The organism is Streptomyces sp. NPDC102258, from assembly GCF_055584685.1.
In genome coordinates this window covers 1-22,431 of the sequence record NZ_JBVJLO010000015.1, presented here as the reverse complement: position 1 = coordinate 22,431, position 22,431 = coordinate 1, and the positions used below count along the sequence as shown (strand labels likewise).

At 69.1% G+C, this 22,431-nt stretch carries 16 protein-coding genes and 1 tRNA gene; 6 read left to right on the top strand and 11 right to left on the bottom strand.

Annotated elements, in window-relative coordinates; genetic code table 11:
• Positions 1-236: 236 nt before the first annotated feature.
• Positions 237-1,445 carry an MFS transporter gene (locus ACZ6ZT_RS23710; protein WP_469721855.1) on the bottom strand — a complete coding sequence of 403 codons (1,209 nt, stop codon included), beginning with the start codon at positions 1,443-1,445 and terminating at the stop codon, positions 237-239.
• Positions 1,446-2,032: 587 nt separating this feature from the next.
• Between ACZ6ZT_RS23710 and ACZ6ZT_RS23705 the strand changes: the two genes are divergently transcribed.
• Genes ACZ6ZT_RS23705 through ACZ6ZT_RS23685 form a run of 5 tightly spaced genes read left to right on the top strand, consistent with a single transcriptional unit; the run spans position 2,033 to position 5,850 of the window.
• Positions 2,033-3,811 (top strand): sensor histidine kinase, encoded by a 1,779-nt coding sequence (locus tag ACZ6ZT_RS23705; RefSeq protein WP_469721854.1) that lies wholly within the window; start codon positions 2,033-2,035, stop codon positions 3,809-3,811.
• Between the two features lie 48 nt (positions 3,812-3,859).
• The gene (locus tag ACZ6ZT_RS23700) at positions 3,860-4,306 is read left to right on the top strand and encodes a roadblock/LC7 domain-containing protein (protein ID WP_469721852.1); all 447 of its coding nucleotides are present in this window, start codon (positions 3,860-3,862) and stop codon (positions 4,304-4,306) included.
• Positions 4,303-4,725, top strand: coding sequence for a DUF742 domain-containing protein (locus tag ACZ6ZT_RS23695; protein WP_469721851.1), 423 nt, complete (start codon positions 4,303-4,305; stop codon positions 4,723-4,725). Before ACZ6ZT_RS23700 ends, ACZ6ZT_RS23695 begins: the two co-directional genes overlap by 4 nt.
• Complete coding sequence (locus ACZ6ZT_RS23690; RefSeq protein ID WP_469721849.1) at positions 4,703-5,308, top strand: GTP-binding protein; 606 nt, start codon at positions 4,703-4,705, stop codon at positions 5,306-5,308. Before ACZ6ZT_RS23695 ends, ACZ6ZT_RS23690 begins: the two co-directional genes overlap by 23 nt.
• Positions 5,305-5,850: a GAF domain-containing protein gene (locus ACZ6ZT_RS23685; RefSeq protein ID WP_469721848.1), complete on the top strand. Its 546-nt coding sequence runs from the start codon at positions 5,305-5,307 to the stop codon at positions 5,848-5,850. Before ACZ6ZT_RS23690 ends, ACZ6ZT_RS23685 begins: the two co-directional genes overlap by 4 nt.
• 61 nt (positions 5,851-5,911) lie before the next feature.
• Here the strand turns inward: ACZ6ZT_RS23685 and ACZ6ZT_RS23680 are convergent, their stop codons facing one another.
• Together ACZ6ZT_RS23680 and ACZ6ZT_RS23675 are read right to left on the bottom strand one after the other, a co-directional pair.
• On the bottom strand, positions 5,912-6,838 hold the full coding sequence (locus ACZ6ZT_RS23680; RefSeq protein WP_469721847.1) for a transketolase family protein: 927 nt from the start codon (positions 6,836-6,838) through the stop codon (positions 5,912-5,914).
• Between the two features lie 12 nt (positions 6,839-6,850).
• Positions 6,851-7,552: a transketolase gene (locus tag ACZ6ZT_RS23675; RefSeq protein ID WP_469721846.1), complete on the bottom strand. Its 702-nt coding sequence runs from the start codon at positions 7,550-7,552 to the stop codon at positions 6,851-6,853.
• A 136-nt stretch (positions 7,553-7,688) separates the two neighbouring features.
• Here ACZ6ZT_RS23675 and ACZ6ZT_RS23670 point away from each other — a divergent pair.
• Positions 7,689-7,762, top strand: a tRNA-Pro gene (locus tag ACZ6ZT_RS23670).
• A 97-nt stretch (positions 7,763-7,859) separates the two neighbouring features.
• Here the strand turns inward: ACZ6ZT_RS23670 and ACZ6ZT_RS23665 are convergent.
• The 8 genes from ACZ6ZT_RS23665 to ACZ6ZT_RS23630 form a co-directional block, all read right to left on the bottom strand.
• Positions 7,860-9,095, bottom strand: a complete 1,236-nt coding sequence (locus ACZ6ZT_RS23665; protein WP_469721844.1) for a tyrosine-type recombinase/integrase — start codon at positions 9,093-9,095, stop codon at positions 7,860-7,862.
• Position 9,096: 1 nt separating this feature from the next.
• A complete protein-coding gene (locus tag ACZ6ZT_RS23660) occupies positions 9,097-9,411 on the bottom strand; it encodes a helix-turn-helix domain-containing protein (protein ID WP_469721842.1) in 315 nt (104 codons plus the stop codon).
• 634 nt (positions 9,412-10,045) lie between these two features.
• Positions 10,046-11,527 carry an HNH endonuclease gene (locus ACZ6ZT_RS23655; RefSeq protein ID WP_469721840.1) on the bottom strand — a complete coding sequence of 494 codons (1,482 nt, stop codon included), beginning with the start codon at positions 11,525-11,527 and terminating at the stop codon, positions 10,046-10,048.
• Between the two features lie 162 nt (positions 11,528-11,689).
• Complete coding sequence (locus ACZ6ZT_RS23650; protein ID WP_469721838.1) at positions 11,690-12,463, bottom strand: hypothetical protein; 774 nt, start codon at positions 12,461-12,463, stop codon at positions 11,690-11,692.
• A 426-nt stretch (positions 12,464-12,889) separates the two neighbouring features.
• On the bottom strand, positions 12,890-14,422 hold the full coding sequence (locus tag ACZ6ZT_RS23645; protein WP_469721837.1) for a gamma-glutamyltransferase: 1,533 nt from the start codon (positions 14,420-14,422) through the stop codon (positions 12,890-12,892).
• 299 nt (positions 14,423-14,721) lie between these two features.
• A complete protein-coding gene (locus ACZ6ZT_RS23640; RefSeq protein ID WP_469721835.1) occupies positions 14,722-17,490 on the bottom strand; it encodes an RNaseH domain-containing protein in 2,769 nt (922 codons plus the stop codon).
• A 5-nt stretch (positions 17,491-17,495) separates the two neighbouring features.
• Positions 17,496-20,852 (bottom strand): pPIWI_RE_Z domain-containing protein, encoded by a 3,357-nt coding sequence (locus ACZ6ZT_RS23635; RefSeq protein ID WP_469721834.1) that lies wholly within the window; start codon positions 20,850-20,852, stop codon positions 17,496-17,498.
• The gene (locus tag ACZ6ZT_RS23630; RefSeq protein ID WP_469721832.1) at positions 20,849-22,048 is read right to left on the bottom strand and encodes a restriction endonuclease-related protein; all 1,200 of its coding nucleotides are present in this window, start codon (positions 22,046-22,048) and stop codon (positions 20,849-20,851) included. The genes ACZ6ZT_RS23635 and ACZ6ZT_RS23630 overlap by 4 nt, the downstream gene beginning before the upstream one ends.
• Positions 22,049-22,431: the final 383 nt, after the last annotated feature.

Below are 22,431 nucleotides of genomic sequence, written 5' to 3'. Positions count from 1 at the left end.
TCGCCGGCCGTACGCGGATATGCCGAATACGCGCACGGCGCAGAATTTCGGACCCGCGCGCCATTGTGTTGCGGCGGGCCGTTCACAGGTTGCGCTATATCACCGGGCCGGAATGTGAAAAGGCGGCGCGGTGGCGCGAAAAGGTGCGGAACAGGGAAAGGAAGGGTGGAAAAGGGAAATGTGAACAGGCGCTCAGGGGGCCGCCGCCCGCGAGCCGGGCGCGCCGCCGCTCACGCTCACGCCGCGACGGCGTCGGGAGCGGTCTTCCTGTCCCGCCGGGCCCAGTCGGCGACCGGCGGCATGGCGGCTCCGGCCAGCGCGAACCCGAGGGCCATGACCAGCCAGCCGAGGCTCCCGTGGTCGACGGCGAGCCAGGTCAGCAGCGCCGGAGCGATCATCTTGCCCAGGTCCGTACCCATGGCGTAGGTGCCCTGGTACTGGCCCTGGGCGTGTTCGGGCGCCAGCCCGAAGGACATGCCCCAACTGCCCGCGGACTGCCGGACCTCACCCAGTACGTGGGCCAGGGCGCCCAGGAACAGCAGGGCGCCGGCGACCGTCGCGGAGGTCCCGCCGCTGAACGAGAAGATGACGCAGGCGGCCGCGAGACACAGGGACCCGGATCGCGAGGCCCGGGCGGCCGCGCTCGGCTCGTCGGTCCCGCGAGCGGCCCGGACCTGCAGGAGGACCACGGCGACCGTGTTGGTCAGCAGGATCGCGGCGATCATCCAGCGCGGGGCGTGGGTGCGGTGCAGCACCCACAGCGGCAGGACGACGTCGAGCAGCAGGTTGTGCATGGACAGCAGCCCGTCCAGGACCACGAACGTCAGGTAGGGCCGGTCCCGCAGCACCGTCAGGGCCGGTCCGGGCCGGGCCGGCTGGGGTGCGACGGCGGGCAGCAGCAGGGTGAGCAGGCCCGTCGCCAGGTAGGTGGCGGCGTTGAAGGCGACGGCCGCCTTGTACGCCCATACCGAGTCGGCGGCCAGCAGCAGCCCCGCCAGGCCGGCGCCGACGGAGACGCTGACGTTGCTGGTGGCCCGTAGGTACGCGCGGACCGAGACCCGGTCCTGCGGCGGCACCAGACCGGCGACCATGGCCATCCGGGCGCTGCGGCTGGCGCTGTAGGCGACGGCCTGCGCGCTCAGCACCAGCAGGTACGTAGTGAACCCCTGCACCGCGAGCAGGGCCGCCGTCAGCGGCCCGAGGGCGATGAAGGACCAGATCTGCACCGAGCGGGGGCCGACGCGGTCGGCCAGGTGACCGGTCGGGGTGCTGACGAGAAGGGCGATGCCGGCGGCGACGCCGACACCGAGGGCGAACCGGCCGGGCGAGAGTCCGAGCACGGTGGTCGCGAAGATGGCGTTCAGCGCCATCCAGAGGCCCTGCCCCAGGGTGTGCACCAGGGTGATGCCGGTGAGGACGCGAGCCGGACCGGCGGGCGGGAGCATTCGGCTCAGCATCTGCCTGCCGCAACGCGGTCAGCGCGTATGGACGTCATGAACGTCATGATTCTTGATTGTGCGCACGTCAGGATCACTGACACGCCCCCACCCCTCGTTTAGCGCCGTTGCCAACGACAAGATTCGGGAAATTCCCCCGTGATCGGGGACCGAGATCGTCGGTCCCGCAGGCCTTATCGAAACTTGATCTCCATCGGGCTGTCCAGGAAATAGGCCTGTGACCCCGATCACATGCGCGAAATTGCCGCATCGGGTAAAGCCAGCAGAAAAACGGTGTGCGGAAATGGTCGGCGACCCTATGCCTACCGGCCGGTAGGCACTAAAGGGCGAGCCCCCGGCGTGACGGAGGCGTGCGGGCACAGGTGGGTGTCGTGCGCCCCGGTGGTGTGTGGGCGTACGCGCTCCCGGCGCATTCGGGCTGCCGTGCGAGCGCTCCGCCGGGAGCGGGAAGCAGCCCGCCGAAGTTCCCCAACTGGGGTCCGGGCGCGGGAGAGTGCGGTCTAGCGTGGGTATCCGGTGATCAACACCGGGCCCCGGGACCACTGGGGGCCGGGCCCCACGTACCGAGGACGCCGATGTCCGGACTCCGCGCCGCCCGCCACTCCCCGTCGAGACACGCCGCCACCGGACCCGGCCGGCTGATACGCCCCCAACTCGTCCGCGCGGCCGTCCTGCCCACCCTCGCCGCCGGGCTCAGCGGCGCCGCCGCGGTGATCTTCACCCTCCAGCTCGGCGGGGGCGCCGGTGCGCGCGACGTCCGGCTGTGGCCGGTCCTCACCGGCTGCGCCCTGCTCGTCGTCGGCGCGCTCGCCGCCGCCTTCCTCGGCGCCCAGCGCGCCGCCAAGACGGTCCGCGACCGCTGCGAATCCCTGCGCCGCTCCAGCGTGCGCGGCCGCCAGGAACTGCGGACGGCCGCCGAGCGGCTGGAACGCGGCGAGAGCCCCGGCCGGCCGGTGCGCGGCGGCCCCAGCGGTCCGCCGGCCGCCACCGACCCGGCCGGGGTGGACGAGTTCTGGCTGCTCGCGCAGGAGCTGCGGGGCGCCCGCGAACAGGCGCACACGACCCTGGTGCGGCTCGCCGTCCCGCCCGCCCCCAGCGACAGCGACCGCAAGGTCGAGGTGTTCGTCAACCTGGCCCGCCGCCTCCAGTCCCTCGTGCACCGCGAGATCGCCCTCCTCGACGACCTGGAAGACACCGTCGAGGACCCCGACCTGCTCAAGGAGCTCTTCCACGTCGACCACCTCGCCACCCGGATCCGCCGCCACGCCGAGAACCTCGCCGTCCTCGGCGGCTCCGCCTCGCGGCGCCAGTGGACCCGGCCCATCGACCTGAGCGAGGTGCTGCGCTCCTCCGTCGCGGAGGTCGAGCAGTACACCCGGGTCAAGGTCGTGCCCCCGGCGGGCGGCACGGTGCGCGGGCACGCCGTCGCCGACGTGGTGCACCTGCTGGCCGAACTCATCGAGAACGCCACGGTGTTCTCCGCCCCCGACACCGACGTGGTGGTACGGGCCGAGCGGGTCACGGCCGGCGTCGCCGTCGAGGTCGAGGACCGCGGGCTGGGCATGCCGCCCGCCGAGCAGCACCGGATGAACGCGCTCCTCGGCGATCCCGACCAGGTCAGCGTCCGGCACCTGCTGGCCGACGGGCGGATCGGCCTCTTCGTGGTCGCGGCGCTGGCCCGCCGCCATGGGGTCGCCGTCGAGCTGAAGTCCAACATCTACGGCGGGGTGCTCGCCGTGCTCGTCCTGCCCTGGTCCCTGCTGGGGGCCGAGGCCCCGGGCGCCGCCGACGCGGCCGGCGGGTCGCGGGCCACCTCGTGGGGGACCGGCGAGGGCGGCGCCATGCCCCCGCTGGAACCCGTACGCGTACCGGCGCCGGGCCCCTGGCCGGAGGGCGAACGGATGGGGGGCGGCCCGGCGCCCGGGCCCGCGCCCCGGCCGGACGCCGAGCCGCAGCGGTGGCCGGGTGACCCGGGGGAGCCTGCCCCGGCGCCCGAGCTGGTGCTGCCGCACCAGACGGTCCGGACCGCCGACAGCCCCCGTACGGCGGTCCCCCCGGCCAACCAGCCCCGTACGGCGGTCCCCCCAGCCGCCGAGCCCCGTACGGCGGTCCCCCCGGCCGCCGCCCCCCGTACCCCCGTCCCCCCCGACGCCGCCCCGTCGGCGGCAGGCCCCGACGACGGGGAGCGGCCGCCGCTGCCCCGTCGGCAGGCCCAGTACCACCTCGCGCCCCAGCTGCGCGAGGCGCCCGCCCCCCGGCGGGCCCCGGAAGCCGAACAGCCCCTTCACGACCCGGGTCTGATGGCGGCCTTCCAACGCGGCTTCGGACGCGCGCAGTCCGAGCCGCAGGCATGAACCGGGCCCCGTGCCCGCACCCCCCACCCCAGCAAGGAGCACAACCCCATGGCCGGCGAAGTGGCTACCCCCACCAGCACCCTCACGGACCTCTCCGACCTCGACTGGCTGCTCGGCGGCCTGGTCCAACGCGTCCCGTACACCCGCAGCGCGGTGCTGCTGACCGCCGACGGGCTCGTCACCTGCGTACACGGCCTCGACCCGGACAGCGCCGACCACATGGCCGCCCTGGCCTCCGGGCTCTACTCGCTGGGCCGCAGCGCCGGAGCCCGCTTCGGCGACGGGGCCGAGGTCCGGCAGGTGGTGGTGGAACTGGACACGGCCCTCGTCTTCGTCTCCGCGGCGGGCTCCGGGACCTGTCTGGCGGTGCTCGCGGACCGCGAGGCGGACGCCGGGGTGCTCGGCTACGAGATGGCGATGCTGGTCAAGAGCGTACGGCCGTACCTGGCCGCCCCGCCGCGCCGGCCCGCGCCCGCCGTCGACGCGGAGCGATGAGGGCCCGTACCCGGGGGGAGACCGGATCCGGCGCACCGCGCGACACGCCCTGGCTCGACGCCACGGCGGGCCGGGTGATGCGCCCGTACACCGCGAGCGGCGGCCGCACCCGGGCCGCCGTCCACCTCGACCTGCTCTCCGTGGTGACCGCCACCGGGCTGCGCCCGCGCGTGCCGCTCGGCGCCGAACACACCCTCGCGCTGCGGATCTGCGCGGGCGCGGCCGGGGTGAGCGTCGCCGAGGTGGCCGGACAGCTGCGGCTCCCGGCGGTGGTGGTGAAGGTGCTGCTGTCGGACCTGATGGAGTGCGGGTCCGTCTCGGTGCGGGCGCCCCGGTTCCCGGGCGGCAGCGGCTCGTTCGCCGACGACGACCAGACCCTGCTGCGGGCGGTGCTCGATGGCCTACGCCGGCGACTGTGACGCCCCGGTCCTGCCCGCGACCTTGAAGATCCTGGTCGCGGGCGGGTTCGGGGCGGGGAAGACCACCTTCGTGGGCGCGGTCAGCGAGATCGAGCCGCTGTGCACGGAGGAACTGCTGAGCGGACTCGGCGAGGGCCGCGACCCGCTCGACGGGGTCGGGACGAAGACGGCGACGACCGTCGCGCTGGACTTCGGCCGGCTCACCCTCGACGACCGGCACGTCCTCTACCTGTTCGGCACGCCGGGCCAGCAGCGCTTCTGGTTCCTGTGGGAGGAACTGTGCGCCGGCGCCCTCGGGGCGGTGGTGCTCGCCGACACCCGCCGGCTCGCCGACTGCTTCCCCGCCGTCGACTTCTTCGAGCGGCGCGGGATCGGGTTCCTCGTCGCCGTCAACGAGTTCGACGACTCCCACCGCTACACCGCCGAGGAGGTCCGCGAAGCCGTCGGACTCGGGCCGGGCGTACCCGTCGTACGGTGCGACGCGCGGCTGACCCGGTCCGGTACGGCCACCCTCGCGGCCCTCGTCCACCACCTGCTCACCACCGCCAGGCAAGCCCACTCGGATCCGGGGGAACCACCATGACCTACTACGAATCGACCGGCCACCTGCTCCTGACCCCGGTGGACCGGGAAGCCCCGGCGCGGGCCGTCCGGCTGCGCGAACTGGGCCTCGGGGAGCGGGTGGACGCGGAACTCGACGTCTTCGCGGCCCGGGTCGCGCGGACGCTGGGGGCCCCGCACGCCGGGGTCAACTTCGTCGGGGAGGAACGGCAGTTCTTCGCCGGTCTGCACCACGGCGCGGGCGCCGCGCAGGGCGGGTACCCGGCGCGGGTCCTGCCCCGGGACCACGGCTACTGCCCGCACGTGGTGGTGCGGCGCCGGGCGCTGGTGCTGGAGGACGTACGGGACTTCGCGCGCTTCGCGCCGAACGCGGTCGTGGACGAGAGCGGGATCCGCTCCTACCTGGGGGCGCCGCTCACCGACCGGCGGGGCATCGTCCTCGGCACGGTGTGCGCGGTGGACGTGGTACCGAGGCGCTGGGGGACGCACGGCCTGACCACGGTCAAGGCACTCGCCGCGGAACTGGTGGCGCTGCTCCAGCGGCGCGAGGACGGGCCCGCCTGACGGCGCCGGGCGGCGGTGCGGGCGGGGGCTCCGGAGCCGCCCCCGCCCCGTCCCCGGGCACTCAGCGCAGGAACCCGGTGATCCGCTGCCGCAGCGAGGCCGGGTCCAGGCCGTGCGCGGCGACGTGCTCCTCCATCGTGCCGAACCGGCGCAGCTCGGCCCGCCCCACCCCCAGCGGCAGGATCCGGTGCGGGACCTCCCTCAAAGCCTGCCCGGCGGCGGTCGCGGAGGTGCCGGCCAGGTACGGCTCGACCAGGACGACGTCCGGCGCGGCGCGCCCGGCGGCGGCGCGCAGGGCCGCGTCGTCGAACGGGCGCACGGTGGCCGCGTAGAGAACGGTGACGTCGAGGCCCTCGGTCGCGGTGAGGACGTGGTCGAGCAGCGGCCCGACGGCGATCACGACGCCGGCGCGTCCCTCGCGCACCGTCTGAAAGCCGAGGCCGAGGCCGAGGCCGGGGCCGGCGCCGACCGGCCGGGGCGCGGCGTTCGACTGCTGGCTGAGCCGGACGTACACCTTGTCGTCCCCGGCGGCGTACGCGTGGCGCAGCAGCGCCTCGGCCTCGTCGGGGTGGCCGGGTACGTGGACCGTCCAGCCGTCGAGTGTGTCCAGCAGCGTCACGTCACCCGGTGCCATGTGGGTGAACCCGCCGGCCGGCCAGTCGTAGCTGGCGGCGGCGCTGACCAGGACCCCGCCCGTCCCCTGGTGCCCGAAGTCCAGCTTGACCTGCTCGAAGGGGCGCTCGACGAGGAAGCTGGCGAAGGTGTGGAGCACCGGCCGCAGACCGGTGAGGGCCAGCCCGCCGCCCACGCCGAGGAGCAGCTGCTCGCGGATCCCCACGTTGATCACCCGGTCCGGGTGCCGCTCCTGGGCGGGCCGGAAGGCGTCCATGGTGATCTCGGCGAGCACCAGGGCCAGCCGGTGGTCCTCGTCGAGCAGACGCGAGGTGACCGAGACGAACCGTTCGCGCATGGTGTCCGTGGTGTCCATGACGTCCCCTCCTCAGAACTTCTTCTCGACGCGGGCGACGACGGCGTGCGGCCGGCCCGGATGCGGCGCGGTGAAGGCGGCGTGCAGCGCCCGGTGGTCGCGGCTGTCGACGGTCAGCGCCGTCCAGCCCGAGGCCTCGAAGCGGGAGGCGATCCCGCCGGGCCAGCCGTGGGTGGCGGAGTCGTTGTCGATCACCAGGGTGTGCAGCCGCTCCAGCCCGGCCGCTCCGGCGTACGCGATCGCCTCGTGATTGCTGCCCTCGTCGAGTTCGGCGTCCCCGATGAGCACCCACACGGCGGGGTCGTCCAGCCCCTGGGCGCGGAGCCCGAGCGCACTCCCGACGGCGAGCGGCAGCCCGTGCCCGAGCGAGCCGCTGGCGATCTCGACGCCGGGCACCAGGGTCCGGTCGGGGTGGTGGCCGAGGGGGGAGTCGTAGGACCCGAAACCGCTGAGCCACTCGACGGGGAAGAACCCCTTCGCGGCGAGCACGGCGTAGTACGCCATCGGCCCGTGCCCCTTGGAGAGCAGGAACCGGTCCCGCCCCGGGTCCCCGGCGGTCCCGGGCGTGACGCGCAGCACCCGGTCGTAGAGCACCCAGAGCGCGTCGAGCGTGGAGGTGGCGGCCGGCCCGTGCTTCTCGGCCCCTGTCATGAGCGCGATCAGCCGGCCCAGGTCCTCGAAACGGAGATCCGTATCAGCGGTCATCTGTGTCATACCGCGACGATGCTTCCTCAAGTCCACTTGAGGTCAACCCCCGACCCGCACCCGAAACCGCGCGCGACCACCCCAGGAAGTGCGGTATTGTTCTCGTGCTGGTCCGACCAGGGGAAACCCCAGGTCAACGGACCATCGGGACGTGGCGCAGCTTGGTAGCGCACTTGACTGGGGGTCAAGGGGTCGCAGGTTCAAATCCTGTCGTCCCGACTCGAAAGAGTCGAGGTCAGGGGCCGTTTTGGAGCAATCCAAAACGGCCCCTTGATCGTTTTGGGGACCAGTTGGGGACCAGGACGGTCAGTGCGGGTCAGATCGCGGTGACGGCCGTGACTGGCAGCGAACGAGGTGCACGGAGCACCATGAGGTGCGCAGACAGCGCGGCACCGGCTGCGGTGATCTGGCCGGCGTCGGGGTGCAGGTAGCGCTGAGTGGTGGTCAGCGAGCCGTGCCCGGCGATCTTGCGCAGGACGTGGAGCGGCACGCCGGCGTCGGCGAACCAGGTCAGTCCGGTGTGGCGCAGGTCGTGCCGTCGGAGGTGTTCGAAGCCGAGTTCCGTGACGACGTCGTCCCAGTGAGTGGCGTCGCGCAGGACGGCGGTGGAGATGCGACCGCCACGCGGTCCGAAGAAGATCCGGGCATCGGGGTCATTGCCCACGGCCAGCAGCCGCTGGGCGACCATCGGCCGTACTTCTTCGATGAGGGGTACCTTGCGGGCGCGCTTTCCCTTGGTGGCCTTGTCGACGAGCCCGCCTTGGGCGGGGGTGGTCTGCCGTCGTACGGTCCAGATCCAGTTGTCGGTGTCGATGTCCTTGACGCGGACTCCGGATACCTCGCCGATGCGGGCTGCTGTGGATGCGGCGAAAGTGACGACGTCGCCCCAGCCCTGGTATTGGCCGTATGAGCGAGCGACCAGGGCTTTGGCGAGGGCCTGGAGGGTCTCCCAGTCCGGCAGGGCCAGCGCGCGCGGGTCGTTCAGTTCGTCCTCGACCTGCTGGTACTGGCGCTGCCAGCCGCTGACCCGGGCAGGGTTGACCTTGATGAGCCCGTCGCGAACGGCCTGTTCCATGACGCGAACGAGGACGGCGATGGTGTTCTTCACGGTGGAGCGGCTGAGCTCGTCTGCGATCCACCGGTAGACGGTGCGGTCCACGGCGCCGTTGGTGATCATCCGAACCGGCAGGTGCCCGAGGGAGGGCACTACGCGCAGACGCCAACCGGCCATATAGGGGTCGAGCGTCTTGAGTTCCAGCCCCCGGAGTGCCAGGTCCATGTTCGCGGTGCCGTAGTCGGCCAGCGGCATGGTGGCAAGCGACGGGTTGATGCCGGCCTGGGCGGCCTCGACCAGGGCCGAGATCCACTCCTGAGCTTCATCCTCGGTCTCCTTGGCCTCGGAGACGGACTTGCGGGACTTGGTCTCGGGATCCCACCAGCGCACGCGTGCCCGGTAGGGCGAAGGGCGATTGGGCCGGTACTCAACATCAGCGGTGAGACGGACCCCGATCGGAACAGCTTCGACAGCGGCGGCGGGTGTCGCTATCGCCATGTCAGGCCGCCTGTTCAGGGTCGACGCGGCGACTGCGCAGCCAGTGCTCGACGTCAATCTCGCTGTAGAGGGTGACGCGATCGGACACAGGGACGAACGGCGGCCCTTGTAGGGGTCGGGACGTGCGCCAGCGACGTAGCGTGGAGGGATCGACGTTCAAGATGCGCGCGAGCTCGTCGGTCGTGAGCCATTGGCCGGTAACCAGAGCAGGGGAAACGTTTCGTCCGCTCTTTGCGGATTCCTGGGATGACATGGGGTCCTTGCGATGGCGCAGAGCGCCGATCGGGCGAGTCGGTGCAAGAAGCAGGTCGGTCACGCTCCCTGGGCGGAGGAATGGTGGGACGACGACCATAGGGGGAACATTTGAAAAGTCCAGCGAAAAGCGACCGAGTTCGCACACGGAGAACAACTCCTCCGGCGGTGCGTTCGGCTTAAAGGCCCATCCGAGGCGTGGGTTGCTCTCGAGGGTCCGCGGCTCACCGAGCGGTCACTGCGCCCAACCGGGACGATTTCGCCCTGAGGTGGACGGCGCGCAGCCTCCCTTGTGATGTGGCGCGGTGGTTGGCTCGCCCCAAAGAGCTCTGGGGCCGCGGCGCTCCCGTAGCAGGACAGCGCTAGGGAATATGAGATCGAAGCTGTGTCATTGGGCGGCAGATGCCTTTCGGATAGGGGCAGGGGAGTGGCGGTGGAGTCTCGATCATCTACACGATCCCCGGTTTCGGAAACCGGGGATCTTCAGCTATATTCCGCCGTGCATCGGCTGCCAAGTCGGGTGAATTCACCAACCGTCAGGCATGGCGTCGGCCGCAGGAGCATTGGGTGATGTGGCTCAAGTCCCGGTAGTTCACTACCTGGGGTCACGAGCACCACTTGAGGTCGGGCTCCTGGGAGCGAGGGCGCACTGTCGTTCCGTGGCTAGGGCCCGAAACGATGGTCGACGGTGGAGGGCCTCAGAACTTGGGCTCTGCCGACGGCGCGCTTGCGAGCGACTGCAAGCCGTTGCCAGCCCAGCGCTGGCGGTGGTGGCGTACGTACCGGGAGTCGATGAAATGCCACCGGTGTAGGTTGATCCTTTTCCCGTGCTGGCCCGTCACGGTGTCGACGATCGTGAGGTCGTCGGTCAGGACCCGTGCTCCCGCGTCGAAGAGGACATGGCAGGTCGGGCAGAGACACAGGAGGTTCTCGACTACGTCGGGGCCGTTGTCCTCTCTGGCTCGGATATGGGCCGCTTCGCTGTATCGACGGCGCGGGGAGGGCAGGGCCAGGACTGCGGCGCACATCTGGCACCGGTCCTGGTACCACTGCTTGATCTTGCGCACAGCGCTGCTGCCAGTCGGCATCTGACTCCTGTGCGTGCCTCTGCCGGGCGGCCGCCACTTTTCGGACTCGGGCCCTTTTGCGTGAATCGGAGAGGCTTCTCCCTCAGGTGCTGACACGTTGAAGAGCCGGTCGTCCAGCTGCTTGACGACCGGTTCCACCATGCTGCGGTCAATGGCAGCGAGGTGCGCAGTGTCCAGGACGGCACGGCGTGCGAGTGACCAGGCGGACTCGATGTGGGCGCTGTGGATGGCGGTGCGTTCGGTCGCCGCGAGCGTTCCGGCGATGCGGGAGACGTGATCGTCGATTCGGAGGTAGAAGTCGGCGTGGTTCTCGGGCAGGGCGGCGTCCCAGCTGCACTCGGCCTCGCGGATCACCTGCCACTGCCGCCTTGCGCGAGGGGCGTAGGTCAGCACCGGCCGGGTGTTGTAGGCCCAGCCGTACGCCGCTGCCAGCTCGTGCCGCCAACTGCCCGACGCCGAGTGGGCGCGTAGGACGGGCGCTGACCGCCGGGCGAAGTGCAGGACGCGGGAGTAGGTGGCAGCGTCTGTGGAAAGGAAGCCCCGCCACTCGCTTGCGGACAAGTCCCACAGGGAACCGAAGTGTGGTGGATCGAGTCTCCTGGCCGCCCGGTAGCGGCCGATACCCCGCGTGGGCAGGGCGTGTCGCCCGTCCCACGCCTGTCGCAAGTGCCCTTCCAGCGACGTGCTGATTCTCGAACTGCCGCGACCTGATGTGAATGGCGAACCGGTCAGGAGGAAGGTGGGCGTGCCGACGCCGGCGTTCTCCGCCCGGCGGGTGGTGTGGGAGGCCGCGCTGAGCAGCTTCTGGTCCGTTACGTCGTGGTGGACTGCCAACGGGGCGGGTCCGTTGAGGAGCCGGTGGAGGAGGTGATGCAGCGCGTCGGCGTCGAACACATCAGGAGACACGAGAGACGTCCAGACAGCCACCGGGGCGTCCGGCCATGAACTGACCGAGACCGCGGGGGCGACTGCCGTAGACCACCAGCTGATTGCCGCCACGTAGAGGTCCGCTGGATCCACTCCTGCCGAGCAGGCCTCGGCCTGAGCCATCTCCCCCAGCGGCCCTTGGTAGACGATCTCGCCATCCGTCATTGGCAAACCCCCATCTCGGCAACGTCGCCTGCAGCATTGCCGTGCCCGTGCGGATTCTGTCCGATGGCTCTGACAGCGGCCATGGGAGGGCCAGCGCTGGCAGCGAAATCTTCCCGCAGGCGGTATTAGCGAGCACATCGGTGAACGGGCGAGCGAACCTCGTCAGTGAGCCGTGGCGCGCGCTGCGTATCTGGTCTGGACGTGCTGCAGGAAAGAGTGCGTGTACTGGGTCAGCGGCCGGTGCTCGCTCTCGTCGATCACGAGGGCTGTCAGGTAGTGGTCAGGTCCTCCTCGTACGGCCTCGATGGGCATGGACACGCGAAGGTTGGGCCAGTAGCGGCCGTGAGCGAAGCCCGACGCGGCATTCCAGGAGGCGGTGACCTTGCCCGGTGTAAGGCCGACGCCGTCGGCCGCCTCCGCGATCAGTACCCCCGACTGCGGCTTGGCGAGCTTGCCCCGGATGCCGAGTGAGAGGGCCAGGGCGTCTATCTCCTGGACTCGTTCGCGTCCCGTCTTGCCACCGTTGACCGGCAGGTGGTCCGTGGCCTCTTCGTGCTGAGCCCGGTTGCGCATGTCCTCTCGCCACAGGCGCAGTGTCCGCAGACGCCGCTGGGCGCGATCGCTGTTGGCGCCCAGGAGCCAGGCAGCCGTGGCGAAGTTCTCCAGGGCGCCGCGCAGGAGAGTCCACGGGCTTGTCGGATCTACTTCGCCGTGCTGCACGAGCCTACGCAGCGCGTCCGCGTGTGCCACTCCTGCGGTGAAGGAGTTGCGGATCAGCACCGACGCCGAGTACGGGCCCAACGGTGCGTCGTCCGACGCGAGGCTGCTCGATACCTGCGGCGCCGGCAGCTGCCGGTAGGCGCTCACCCCTCGCAGGCCCTCGATGTCCGCGAACAGCGGTTGAAGGTAGGCGTACTTGAATGCAGGCGGTGTCATGGCCGACAGGGTAGAGCTGGCCACTGACACTCAGTGCGCCCCCGGCTGACGCAGGGCTCTCGCCGGAGCAGGGCGGGCTGGTGAGCGGTGGTCGCGCCGCGGTGGTGTCCTGGCATGGACGAAGATGCCCGCCGATTTCGCTCTGCCCCCGGGGTGCTCCGCCCAGCCTGCAAGGCGGCTCGCCCGTGTGTCCGCGCGGCTGGGCACTTCTCGGTCTCTACGCCGCGGTACAGCTCAGTCCGGTCCCGTGCATGGCCGGAGCCAGCTTGATCCTGGCCGCCGCCACCGCGTCCGCCGCGGCAACGGCAACGGCCACGCTCCCTGCTGGCACTGAACCCATCGCGCCGAGCTACGGGCAAGGCGCGATGAGGCAGGCTCGGCGCTGGTCTGGGGCGAGGCGCGCAGCAGGGAGTGAGGTAAGGATGCTCAGTGCTGACGGTGGACGATGTCCGTGGGGTTGATGGACAGGTAGGTTTCCGGCGTCGTGGCTTCCAGAGTGCTGGGGGAGTGGGCGAAGTCCGGGCTCACGCCAAGACGCTCCCTCCAGGGGCCGCTCTGGGAGTCGGTGAAGGCATGGCGGACCGCGCGCTCGATGTGCGGCCTCGCATCCTCCTGTCGTTCGCGGTACTCGCGTCGGGCAGCCATCGCACGCTCGTCGATCTCCCCTTCACGAAGGTTGACGTCGACGTGGTCCTCGGCGCGCAGCCCGGGTGTCCGCGCGGCGATGTCCCGGTCGGCCCAGAGAAGTGTTTCGCAGGCGGCGTAGAGCCGTTGTGACATGCCGAGGGTGACATCCGTGCCGGGGACACGCGCGGTGAGGAAGCTCTCCAGGCCCACCTCCTGCGCTCCTTCTTCGGAGGGGGACTCACTCCGTTCACGGAGGGCGTCGCGCCGAGCGCGGGTCGCCTGGTCGTCTTCCATGAGTGTGAGCAGGCCCGACGCACGGCGGCGCTCCGTGCGTTCCCGGGCGACGGGTACCAGGCGCAGCTGCGCGACCGAGGCGATTTCCACGGCGCGTAGGGCCATGAAGAGGAGCATCTGGGAGCGGGCGACATCCAGCAGGGTGGCGCCGCTCTCGTCTTCGTCGAGGCTTGCCTCCGCCGATTGCGGCCCCGCTTGAGAAGGGTTCGCGCTGGTCAGTGAGCCGGAGGGAGTGTCGGGCTGCCCTGGGTGGTGTTCATGGCGGATCGTGACGAACAGGTCGTTTCTCGGGCTCACGTGACGTCTGAGGCCCGTTCCGCACAGGACTAGACGGTGGTCCAGTCCGTGAGGGTGGACCACAGTGCAACCGCCTTGAAGCTGTTCCCAGCCGCGATCGAGCCGGCCGGGCCGTATGTCGCCGCCCTTGGCCTCGATCAGCCAGTACCGGCTCTCGGGTTGGTGCCGCCCCCAGAGGTCGGGCCGCGGATTCTTCTGGCCCTTGACCGGCTTCGTCTTCTGTGCGGCGTCGGTGATCCCCTTGGGCCACTTGTCCTCGATGTGCCAGGTCTGGCTCAGGCCCATCAGGGAACGGCAGGCCCATTCGGCCATGGTCATGCCCATCCGGTAGCTGAACGCCCCGCGGGCACTGGACTCCGTGCCTTCCTGCAGGACGATGTTCGCGGTCAGGCGGCGGCCGGCGTTGTAGTCGTGGAGGCGGGGGCCGTCATGGAGGTCCATGTAGGTCTCCATCGGCGCTATTCGGGCTGAGATCTCCCGCGCCGCGTAGTGCGGGCGGTCAAGCCAGGGAGAAAGATCACGGCCGACGTCGATGGCCGCCTTGAGGATCTCCCGCCACGTCGTGGTCGGCAGGTACCACCCGTCCTTACCGGGGAAGCCTGTCCCTTCCCAGGCGGCGAGATCGTCCTGGCGCCATTCGCCCTTGGTCCGCCCGCCCGGTCCGTCACGGAAGAGGACCGGTATGTCGATGGCGTCGGCGTAGAGCAGGGGCGGCTGGTCAAGCTTGTTCTTCGAAGGCACGAGGCCACTCTGCCATCCGCCCTGCGGCCCGCATCTCACTGGTTGTGCCGTCTCATTCCCGGGCGGCTCACCATTGCATTGAGGCATCCAGACCGGAGCCGAACCCCGCGCTGGTACGTCGCAAAACAGGAACAGGTGCGCGCGGCCTGAAGCCCCGAATCCCCGCGAAGTCGACCTGGACGCCTTGGCCGTTCCGTTCGCGGGGAAGGAACCCGTGGACGTGATGCTCTTCCAGCAGCTGTCTTTCGGAGGAGGCGGGGCAGAGCAAGGGAGTTGATGAGCGTACGTGACTATATGGGTCAGCCGATGTACTCCTCCATGAGCTTGGCCAGGTGCAGCAGCAGCGGCAGGCGCGTGGGGGTGTCCGTGTGGAGGTGGCACCGGCGCAGGTTGTTCACATACGCGGCCAGGTCGGCGGCACGGTCCCGAGGCTGCCGGAACGAGACGTGGATTTCGAGGGAGGTGGGGTTGGCGCCGTGACGGGTGGCGTTCTGGTCCTCACCCGCGTACTTGGAGACGGTCTTGGGGAGCTGGTGGGTGTCAGACCGCGGGTTGATCGCCAGGAAGGTGTGATCGTTCCACGGGACGACGCCGGAGTACCTGCCCCACTCCTTATACGGCAGGTCGGTTGCAGCGGGAGCGGCTTCCGGGCACAGCTTTTCATCGGTAGCCGCGTCGATTGGGGTGTCGTCGGCGAGGACGTCGGGCTCGTCCTCGAGATTGGCGCCGAAGGCCAGAGGAATCTCATAAGGCTCTTCGTTGACGCGGACGATGCGTAGCCCAGGGAGGTCATTCGGTTGGCGTCCCGCAGTTAGGTGCGGGTTGGCGCACTCTTCGCCGGGGAGCCGGAACGCGTCCGGGTTGATGTGCGGGTTCTGCAGCCACGGCCACACCTCCTTGTTGCGCAGAGTCTGGGCGCGGGCGAGGAAGAGCCGCTCCGTGTGGCAGTCGAGCGCGAGTGCCTGGGTGATGAAGTCGGCAAGCTGGGCCCGGTCCCGTCGCCGCATCCGCCCTCGTCCAGACGTGAGCGCTCGGGGAAGCTCCTCGAGGGGCATGGGTGCTTCCTGTGGATGGCTTGCTGACACGACTAGTTGAGCGGTCGTGTTTCCCTCGGTGTCCATCCGCAGCACGAAGGGGATCATCCACGAGCCCGAGTAGGCGATGTGCACGGTGGCCAGCTCGAAGTTCCCCGTGACGCCGAGGGGCGCGGGCAGGCGGGGCAGATGTCCAAGCGAGCGCAGCAGGTCCTTCACCGATGAGGCGGCGCGCTGCACGTCCTCGCAGCGGATGTCGCTGTCCTCGAAGGGCTTCAACCCCGCACTCTTTGCGTTGGGCTTCGGCGAGGCCGTGACCGGGTGCAGACATTGCACGTGCCGGTTTAGCTGCGGCAGGTTGTGCTTCAGGAACCGCTTGGGATCGTCTTCTCCGGCCATGGCGAAGTAGACGGGCTTATCGATCTCCACGAGGGCGCCGATGATGCGGTCGGCTTCGGGGAATTCCTCGCGCACGGCTTCGGCACGCTGCTCTCGCACCAGCTTCCGGTGTGCCTTGCGGGCTTCTGCCTCCGCCTGCGCCGGCGGCCTGGCCAAGCCTGAGACGAGGGTTCCCGGGTTGCGAAGCAGCAGTGTGATCTTGGTGGGCCCGGCGTAGTCGTGGACGCCGGGCTCGGCGGTGCGTTCACCGAGGTGCTGGTAGTTCAGGAGCCTGGTGAGCGCAAGGTGCACCGCTTTATAGGTCTTCGGGGCGCAATGCCAGAGTTCAATGCGATATTCGGCGTCTTGGCGTGCAGGGGTGAGCCGGGGAGGTCGGCGTTGCGGTGTCTTTTCCAGGGCGGAGAGGGGGTCGAATCCGAGTTCCGCCAGCGGTTCCTTGAGGTGTTCAAAGAGGGTGAGGTGGTCGATGGGTTGGAGGCCGGTATCTGCGGGGTGGCCGTGCGTGTTGAATGCCGGTGGCTCGTCGGAGAGGTCGGTTCGGGTGATGTAGGTGTAGCCGTTGGCGTGCAACAGCATGGCGATGGGGTTATCCGCGTCACGATCGTTGCGGGTGATGCCGGCGGCGTGGCGCGGCTCGGCGCGGACCTCATCAGGGTTGGGATAGTGGCGGCTGGAGGGGAGCGAGGGCAGGATCCGGGCGATGCCTGGCTGCCAGTGCCACCGCATGTCCTCCTTCTTGCCCGTGACCGTTACCGGTGCGCGGAGCAGCATGGGACGCTCGATGTCGCGCAGTGCGCCCTTGGGTAGGTAGAGCAGGATGGTTGCTGCCGGTGGGCCTTCACCGCGACGTGGGATGTAGGCCGGCTGAGCACCGCCGAAACGGGCGATGTGCGGCACGGCCCGGAGGATGAGTCGGTCGTCGTGGGGCATGGAGACCACACGCAGTGCGGTCCGGTGGGTCCACAGCCCGTAGGCCTCGTCGTCGTTGAGTTCTCGGGGTGGCCAGCTGTAGATGCTGCGTTCGCCGCGGTCGGTCAGGGGGCCGAGTACGGAGAAGCCCTTGGCGGTGTGTCCGGGCAGCGCGAGCTTGGAGTCCACCCAGCGGCCGGCGATGTAGGTGGCAAGCAGGGAGAACGTGCGGGCGTGTGGGATCGCTGTTCCGTTGACGGCGCGGCCCCGGGCCAGCAGGTCGACTTCGCTCTGGGTCCATTCCAGGGGCATGGCTCGCTTGACGAGGGTGGGCCAGTCGACGTCGTCTTGGTGTGGCGCGACGTGTGTGGTAATCCAGAATTCCAGCGCGAGTTGAAGCGGGAGGTCGTTGTGGGGCTGGTGAAGAGCGTGCAGCCAGGGGCCGTCTTCCAGGCGGCTTTCGACCGAGAGGATGGCCGGCTCCACCTGCTCGACCAGCTCGCGCAAGGCGTAGGTCGGCAGATAAGGCGAGCGTGCCTTCGGGTTGCTGTTCCAAGCGCGCTGAATCCGGGCCAACAGGCCCGGAGGGAAGATCGCCGTGTGTACGGTGACGGGAAGTTCGGCGCGGGGACGTGCCGCGAACCCTGGCGTGATGATGTGGTCGTAGCGAGGCGGCGGCGACGGCTTCTTAGCGGTCTCAGCTTCGGCGTTGTCGGCTTCGTTCATGTGCGCTATCCCCAGTCGATGGTGTCGAGGAGGTGCCCCAGCAGCTCCCACACGGCGGTATAGATCTGGTGGTTGAGGCGTGCGTCTGCGTCGGCCGCGGGTCCCGGGTCGGTGAGCATCCGGTGGGTGAGCTCTCGGCAGGCGACCAGCACGCTGGTGCGTTCGGTGTCAGGCGTCGTGTCGCGTGGATCTGCCGCACGTGGGGCGAATGCCGCGTCAAGGAGGTAGACCTGGACCGGCACGTTGCCGCGCAGTCCTCGCCCCGTGGTCTGGTACAGGGTGGATCCCTGGTCCGTCACGAAGGCGTCGCGGAGGTAGTCGTCCTTCATGGAGCGGAAGTTCAGGGGGCGTCCCATCATCGTGGCCCAGGTGCTGCGGGCCCCGTAGGCGAGCTTCCTCATCTCGTGTGCCGCATCGGCGGCGGGATCGTCGCAGCGGATGGGATCCAACAACCGGTGCATCGCCTGGGAGTTGAGGACCGCGAGGGGGAAGGAGAGATCGGTCGGCGGCGGGTGAAGACGCGCCAGGTAGAAGATGGCTTGGATCGCCGCGACTCCCTGCTTGTTGAGCATGTTGTGGCCGCGGCCGGCAGAGCCCTCAGCCGCCGCCATCACGTCGGCATCGGTGCTGGGAAAGGCAGAGATGCGCCGGTGGTTGAGGCCGTAGAGCCCGGGAGCCTGGCGGTCGGGTACGACATGCACAGCGCGCACTGATGTCCGGGTGTTCATGTAGTGGGCGCTGGTGGCCGCGTCCTCAGTGCTCAGCACCACGAACAGAGCCCTGCGACGGTCAGGGGCGCAGCCTTGAAGTACTTGCTCCAGCAGGGATTGGGCCGCCCCCGGGTCAGGGGTACAGACCGCATCAGTCATGGCCCGTACAGCGGCCTGGCGCGCGCTGCGCCCCCCGGCCCCCGAGACGAAGATGCCGCGTTCGTGACCGGGGCGCCGGCGGGGCCGGGTGTAGAACCGGCTTTCCCGGATCGCCGCGGCGCAATCGGCGGGCTCCCGCAGGATCAGGGTGGGGAGGATGTTGATGTGGTAGCGGGCGGACAGCGGGTTGTAGCTTGTCGCGGACGACAACAGCACATGCGGGCCTTCAATCCCCTCGCACGCGAGCATGTCGTGCAGGTGGTAGAGCAGCCACCGTCCGACTCCCCTCAGCCACAACAGGTCCAGTGATCCTCCGACTTGTTTGAGGTCAGGCGTCCATTGGAGGGCCATCATGTTGCCCATCGGCTGCTCCGGTACAACCGCGAGCAGCTCCGGCTTGGGCTGGTGGGCCATCAGGTTGTTCGTGTCTTCCACGGACATGAGCGCTCGGAGGGATTCCTGCATGGTGGAGAGTTCGAACACGGTGGTCGTGACGCGTGCGCTCCAGCAGCCTGCGATCAGGAGTCGGGCGAGCTCGCCCAGACGGTCTCCCGGGTGGGGCATGCCCTCGGGGATGTGGTGCGTGAGCCAGTCCTGGGCTACCTCCTCGGCGTTCGCCTCGGTGTTGTAACCGGAGGTCATGGTGTCGATCAGTGACTTCAGACCAGGGGGAGGTGAGCCGAAGGGGTCTTGGATGAGTCGGGAGAAATGAGCTTGGAAGTATTCCTCGGCCCGTTCCCACAGGTCCGAATGCTGTTGTTCCTCGACCCGGCTGGTGATGCCGTGCAGGGCCCGGGCGAGCTGCATGAGCAGCGTGTGCCCGCTGAAGGGACCGTCCGTGGTCACCTCGGCCAACAGCTCCTTGCTCGCGTCCCGGCCCTCTTGTCCTTCAGCGGAAGGCCCCATGAGCAAGGGCAGCAAGCCGGCCAGGGCCTGGGCGTGATATGTCGCGTACTGCTGATAGCGACGCCCCTGCCGATCGGCCATCGGCCGGTACCACGTGCGCGCCAGCCCCTCGTGCCAGGCCACCGCAATACGGCTGCTCCAGCCCTCAGGACTGGTCAATGGCTCGTGGTGCATGAACTTCTTGTCGAACTGCGTCATCACCTGGTCGGCCTCGTCAGCCACGACGAGGTCGAGCTCGTGCTGAGCGGGAATGATCCACTGCGTGTTGTACGAGGCGGGCTCCGCCCTGCTGGCGAGAAGGGCGGCAGGGGTGGCCACCCACACCTGAGCACTCGGGACACCCCGCACGGCTGCCTGCGCCGGACACACAGCGAGCAGAGGGCAATCGACCACCTGCGCACGCTTTCCTGTCGTGTCGACACGGAGCTCGTCACGACAGGGGCGCTCGTTCAGCGTAAGGGGCTGGGCCACGGGACCGGAGGGTTCGAGAAGGCTTTCCAGCAGGCAGATGTCGGTCGTGAAGTCGGCCGCCTCGTCGTGTCCGTCTGGGAAGGGCGGCATTTGGCCGCTATCAGGAACGTAGAGGAGATCGTCCCAGTAGCGCGCGATGTGCATCTGACGGTTCGTGTGGCCGATCAGCGGAACGGCGTCGATGCCCAGGGCGTGGAAGAACCTGACCTTGTCCAGGGCGTTCCCGACGGATGAGACCAGGTAGCCGACCTTGAGCCCGCGATCGGTGCAGATCTTGACCAGAACGTCGTTGAAGGTCGTCTTGCCGGAGTTCATCAGGCCGACGACGTGCGCGATGCCGTCGATGGCGAAGATGCCAAGGCCCTCGGTCAGGCTGCCTGCCTCGCGGTCCGTGCGAGAAAAGACCATCCTCTCCACCCGGCCAGTGAAGTTCTGCGTGCAGTAGCGCTCGCTGCCGCTGAGCCGTTGGTCCATCTCCTTGGCGGCTTGACGGAGATCGTCCTCCGTGAGCTGCGGGAACGGGCGCCTGGTCCTGTTGCTCTTCGGCTCCAAACGAGGTTCAGGCGGGGCTTCGTCCAGCCAGCCGGGAATCCGGAGCCGGACGATGCTGCCGTCTGCCCGCTTGAACCGCACCCTCATCCCTGGGGACGCCGGCTCATGGGCCTTCTCCAGTCTGTAGGCCACGGGCGCCGACATCGCATCCTGGTACGCCTGCTCCCGCTCCGGAAGCTTGGAGCTCCCCCGCCGGCGAAACACGCTGCCGTGAACCACCCGCGTCCCGGCGTCCTGGTCGAGTTCGAACAACCGCAGATGAGCGGGGACCTTGCAGTAGTCGTTGAGGCGCAGCCTCCACTGCCCACCGCGCGCCGTGGGCCCCATGCGGCGACGCACGTTGCGCACCACGGTCTCAGTGTCGGCACCCGGCAGGGCATACCCGTCGAGCAACTTGCGCAGCAGGGTGGCCGGCTCACCGGGCGCGTACTCCGACAAGAAGTACAGCCCGAGTTCCACGCGGAAGAATTCACGGACCGGCAGGAATTCAACGGCCTCGGCCACGCCTGACGAGGACGCTTTGTTCTCCAGCCCCTCCAGCCAGCCTTCGGTCTCACGCGTCACCGGGATCGACGCCCGTCGCGAGCCAGCGCAGCGGCGACAAAGGCCACCTCGCTCATGATCTCCACACCCTGGACACGCCCTTGCAGCGATGTGGCGAGGTCGTCGATGTAACCAGGCTGCTCGAAGCGGTGCTGCGCGATCACGAGGATCCGCCGCTGAGACACGGCGCGCGGATTCCAGCGGAACGAGCGCCCCAGAAGTGTGGCGCTGGCGTGATCCTTGACGTCAGCAGCCCACCATTCACCGAAGCCCATCTTCCCGGTGTTCTCGAAGTCGATTGCCGCATCCACCGCGTCCATGCCCCACCAGGGGTGCAGGCGCTCTCCGAAGGCTGGCTCCAGGGCCGCGAAGATGCGCTGCTCCGCCAGACCAGGATCGTGGAAGAATCGGCGAACCGCCCGGTTCTGTACAAAATACTCCGACATCGTCTCCACGGTGCGGACAATAGGCTCCCCGGTGCAGCCCGATGTGCCGCAGCCGCAGCGGTCGGTGAGCAGGTTGCCGCAGCCGTCACAGAAGCTCAGTACGATGGCGCCGTTTGCTGGAAGAGCCCTGTAGCACTGCGTGAACCAGCGCTTGACCCACGGCTGCCCATTGGCGTCCTTGGCGGGGAACGCCCGAATCAGCCCCAGCAGGTCGATGTCGGAGGCCACCGCATATTTCGTCAGGAAGCCTCGGAGGTGAACGTAGTTGTTCTGTACCTCATGCTCGGTCTGCCCGTTCCGATCGGCCACAGTGATCATGAGCTCGTAACACCGATTCTCCACCAGCTCCGCTTCGGGGTCCTTGGACAGGAGAAGCTGCGCAGCTTGCTCGGTGAAGGCAGACGGCCTGCCGTTCTCGATCAGAAGCAGCTCGAAGTCGCTCTGGGCGACACGCAGAGCGAGGGGCCAATCCTTGAGGGGGACTCGACACCAGCGAAAGACATCCGCATGTGAGGTCAGCTCACGGCATCCATCCTCCAGCGCCCTCCACAGCAGGCGCCTCACACCGGCAGTCCATGCCGAAGGGAACCCCACGGGGTCCGCTGATGGCTGAGGGGAACTCCACAGAGCCTTCTGCTGGTTGGCGTGGATCCCGGCCAGACCCGCTGCCAACAACTCGAGCGTCATGTAGTCGTCGACCAGGTCCGGCGACACCTGTTGCAGGCGTGACAGTCGTGCCGGGTCTCCCGGCAGCGTTACATGGGTGACCAACAGAACCCCTAACTGATCACTGGCGGCAACAGAAGATAGCAGAGGGTAGTCGGTGAGGTTTGGTGGCGAGATGGGCGGCGTTTGGTCTTTCGTGGCTGACCTGCCGAGACCCGGGCTCGATGACCGGTGAGGCTGCCATGGCGGCTGCGTACGTGCCGGGTGGCAGGGAGGTGGTTGACCGCGTGGTGTGATCTGATGAGTGCAGTGCCACTCGTGGGTTGTTGCTGTCCTGCGGGTCCATGCGGGTCATCACTGACGCCGACGGCCGACTGGCGATCGTCGTGACGTGTCTGATGCCCGGTCGGCTTTGCTCGAGCCTCCGTTCACTGAGCGTTTTCAGCGTGGTCACTGATCGAGTGACGCCGGTGAGGTTGAGGTGAGGG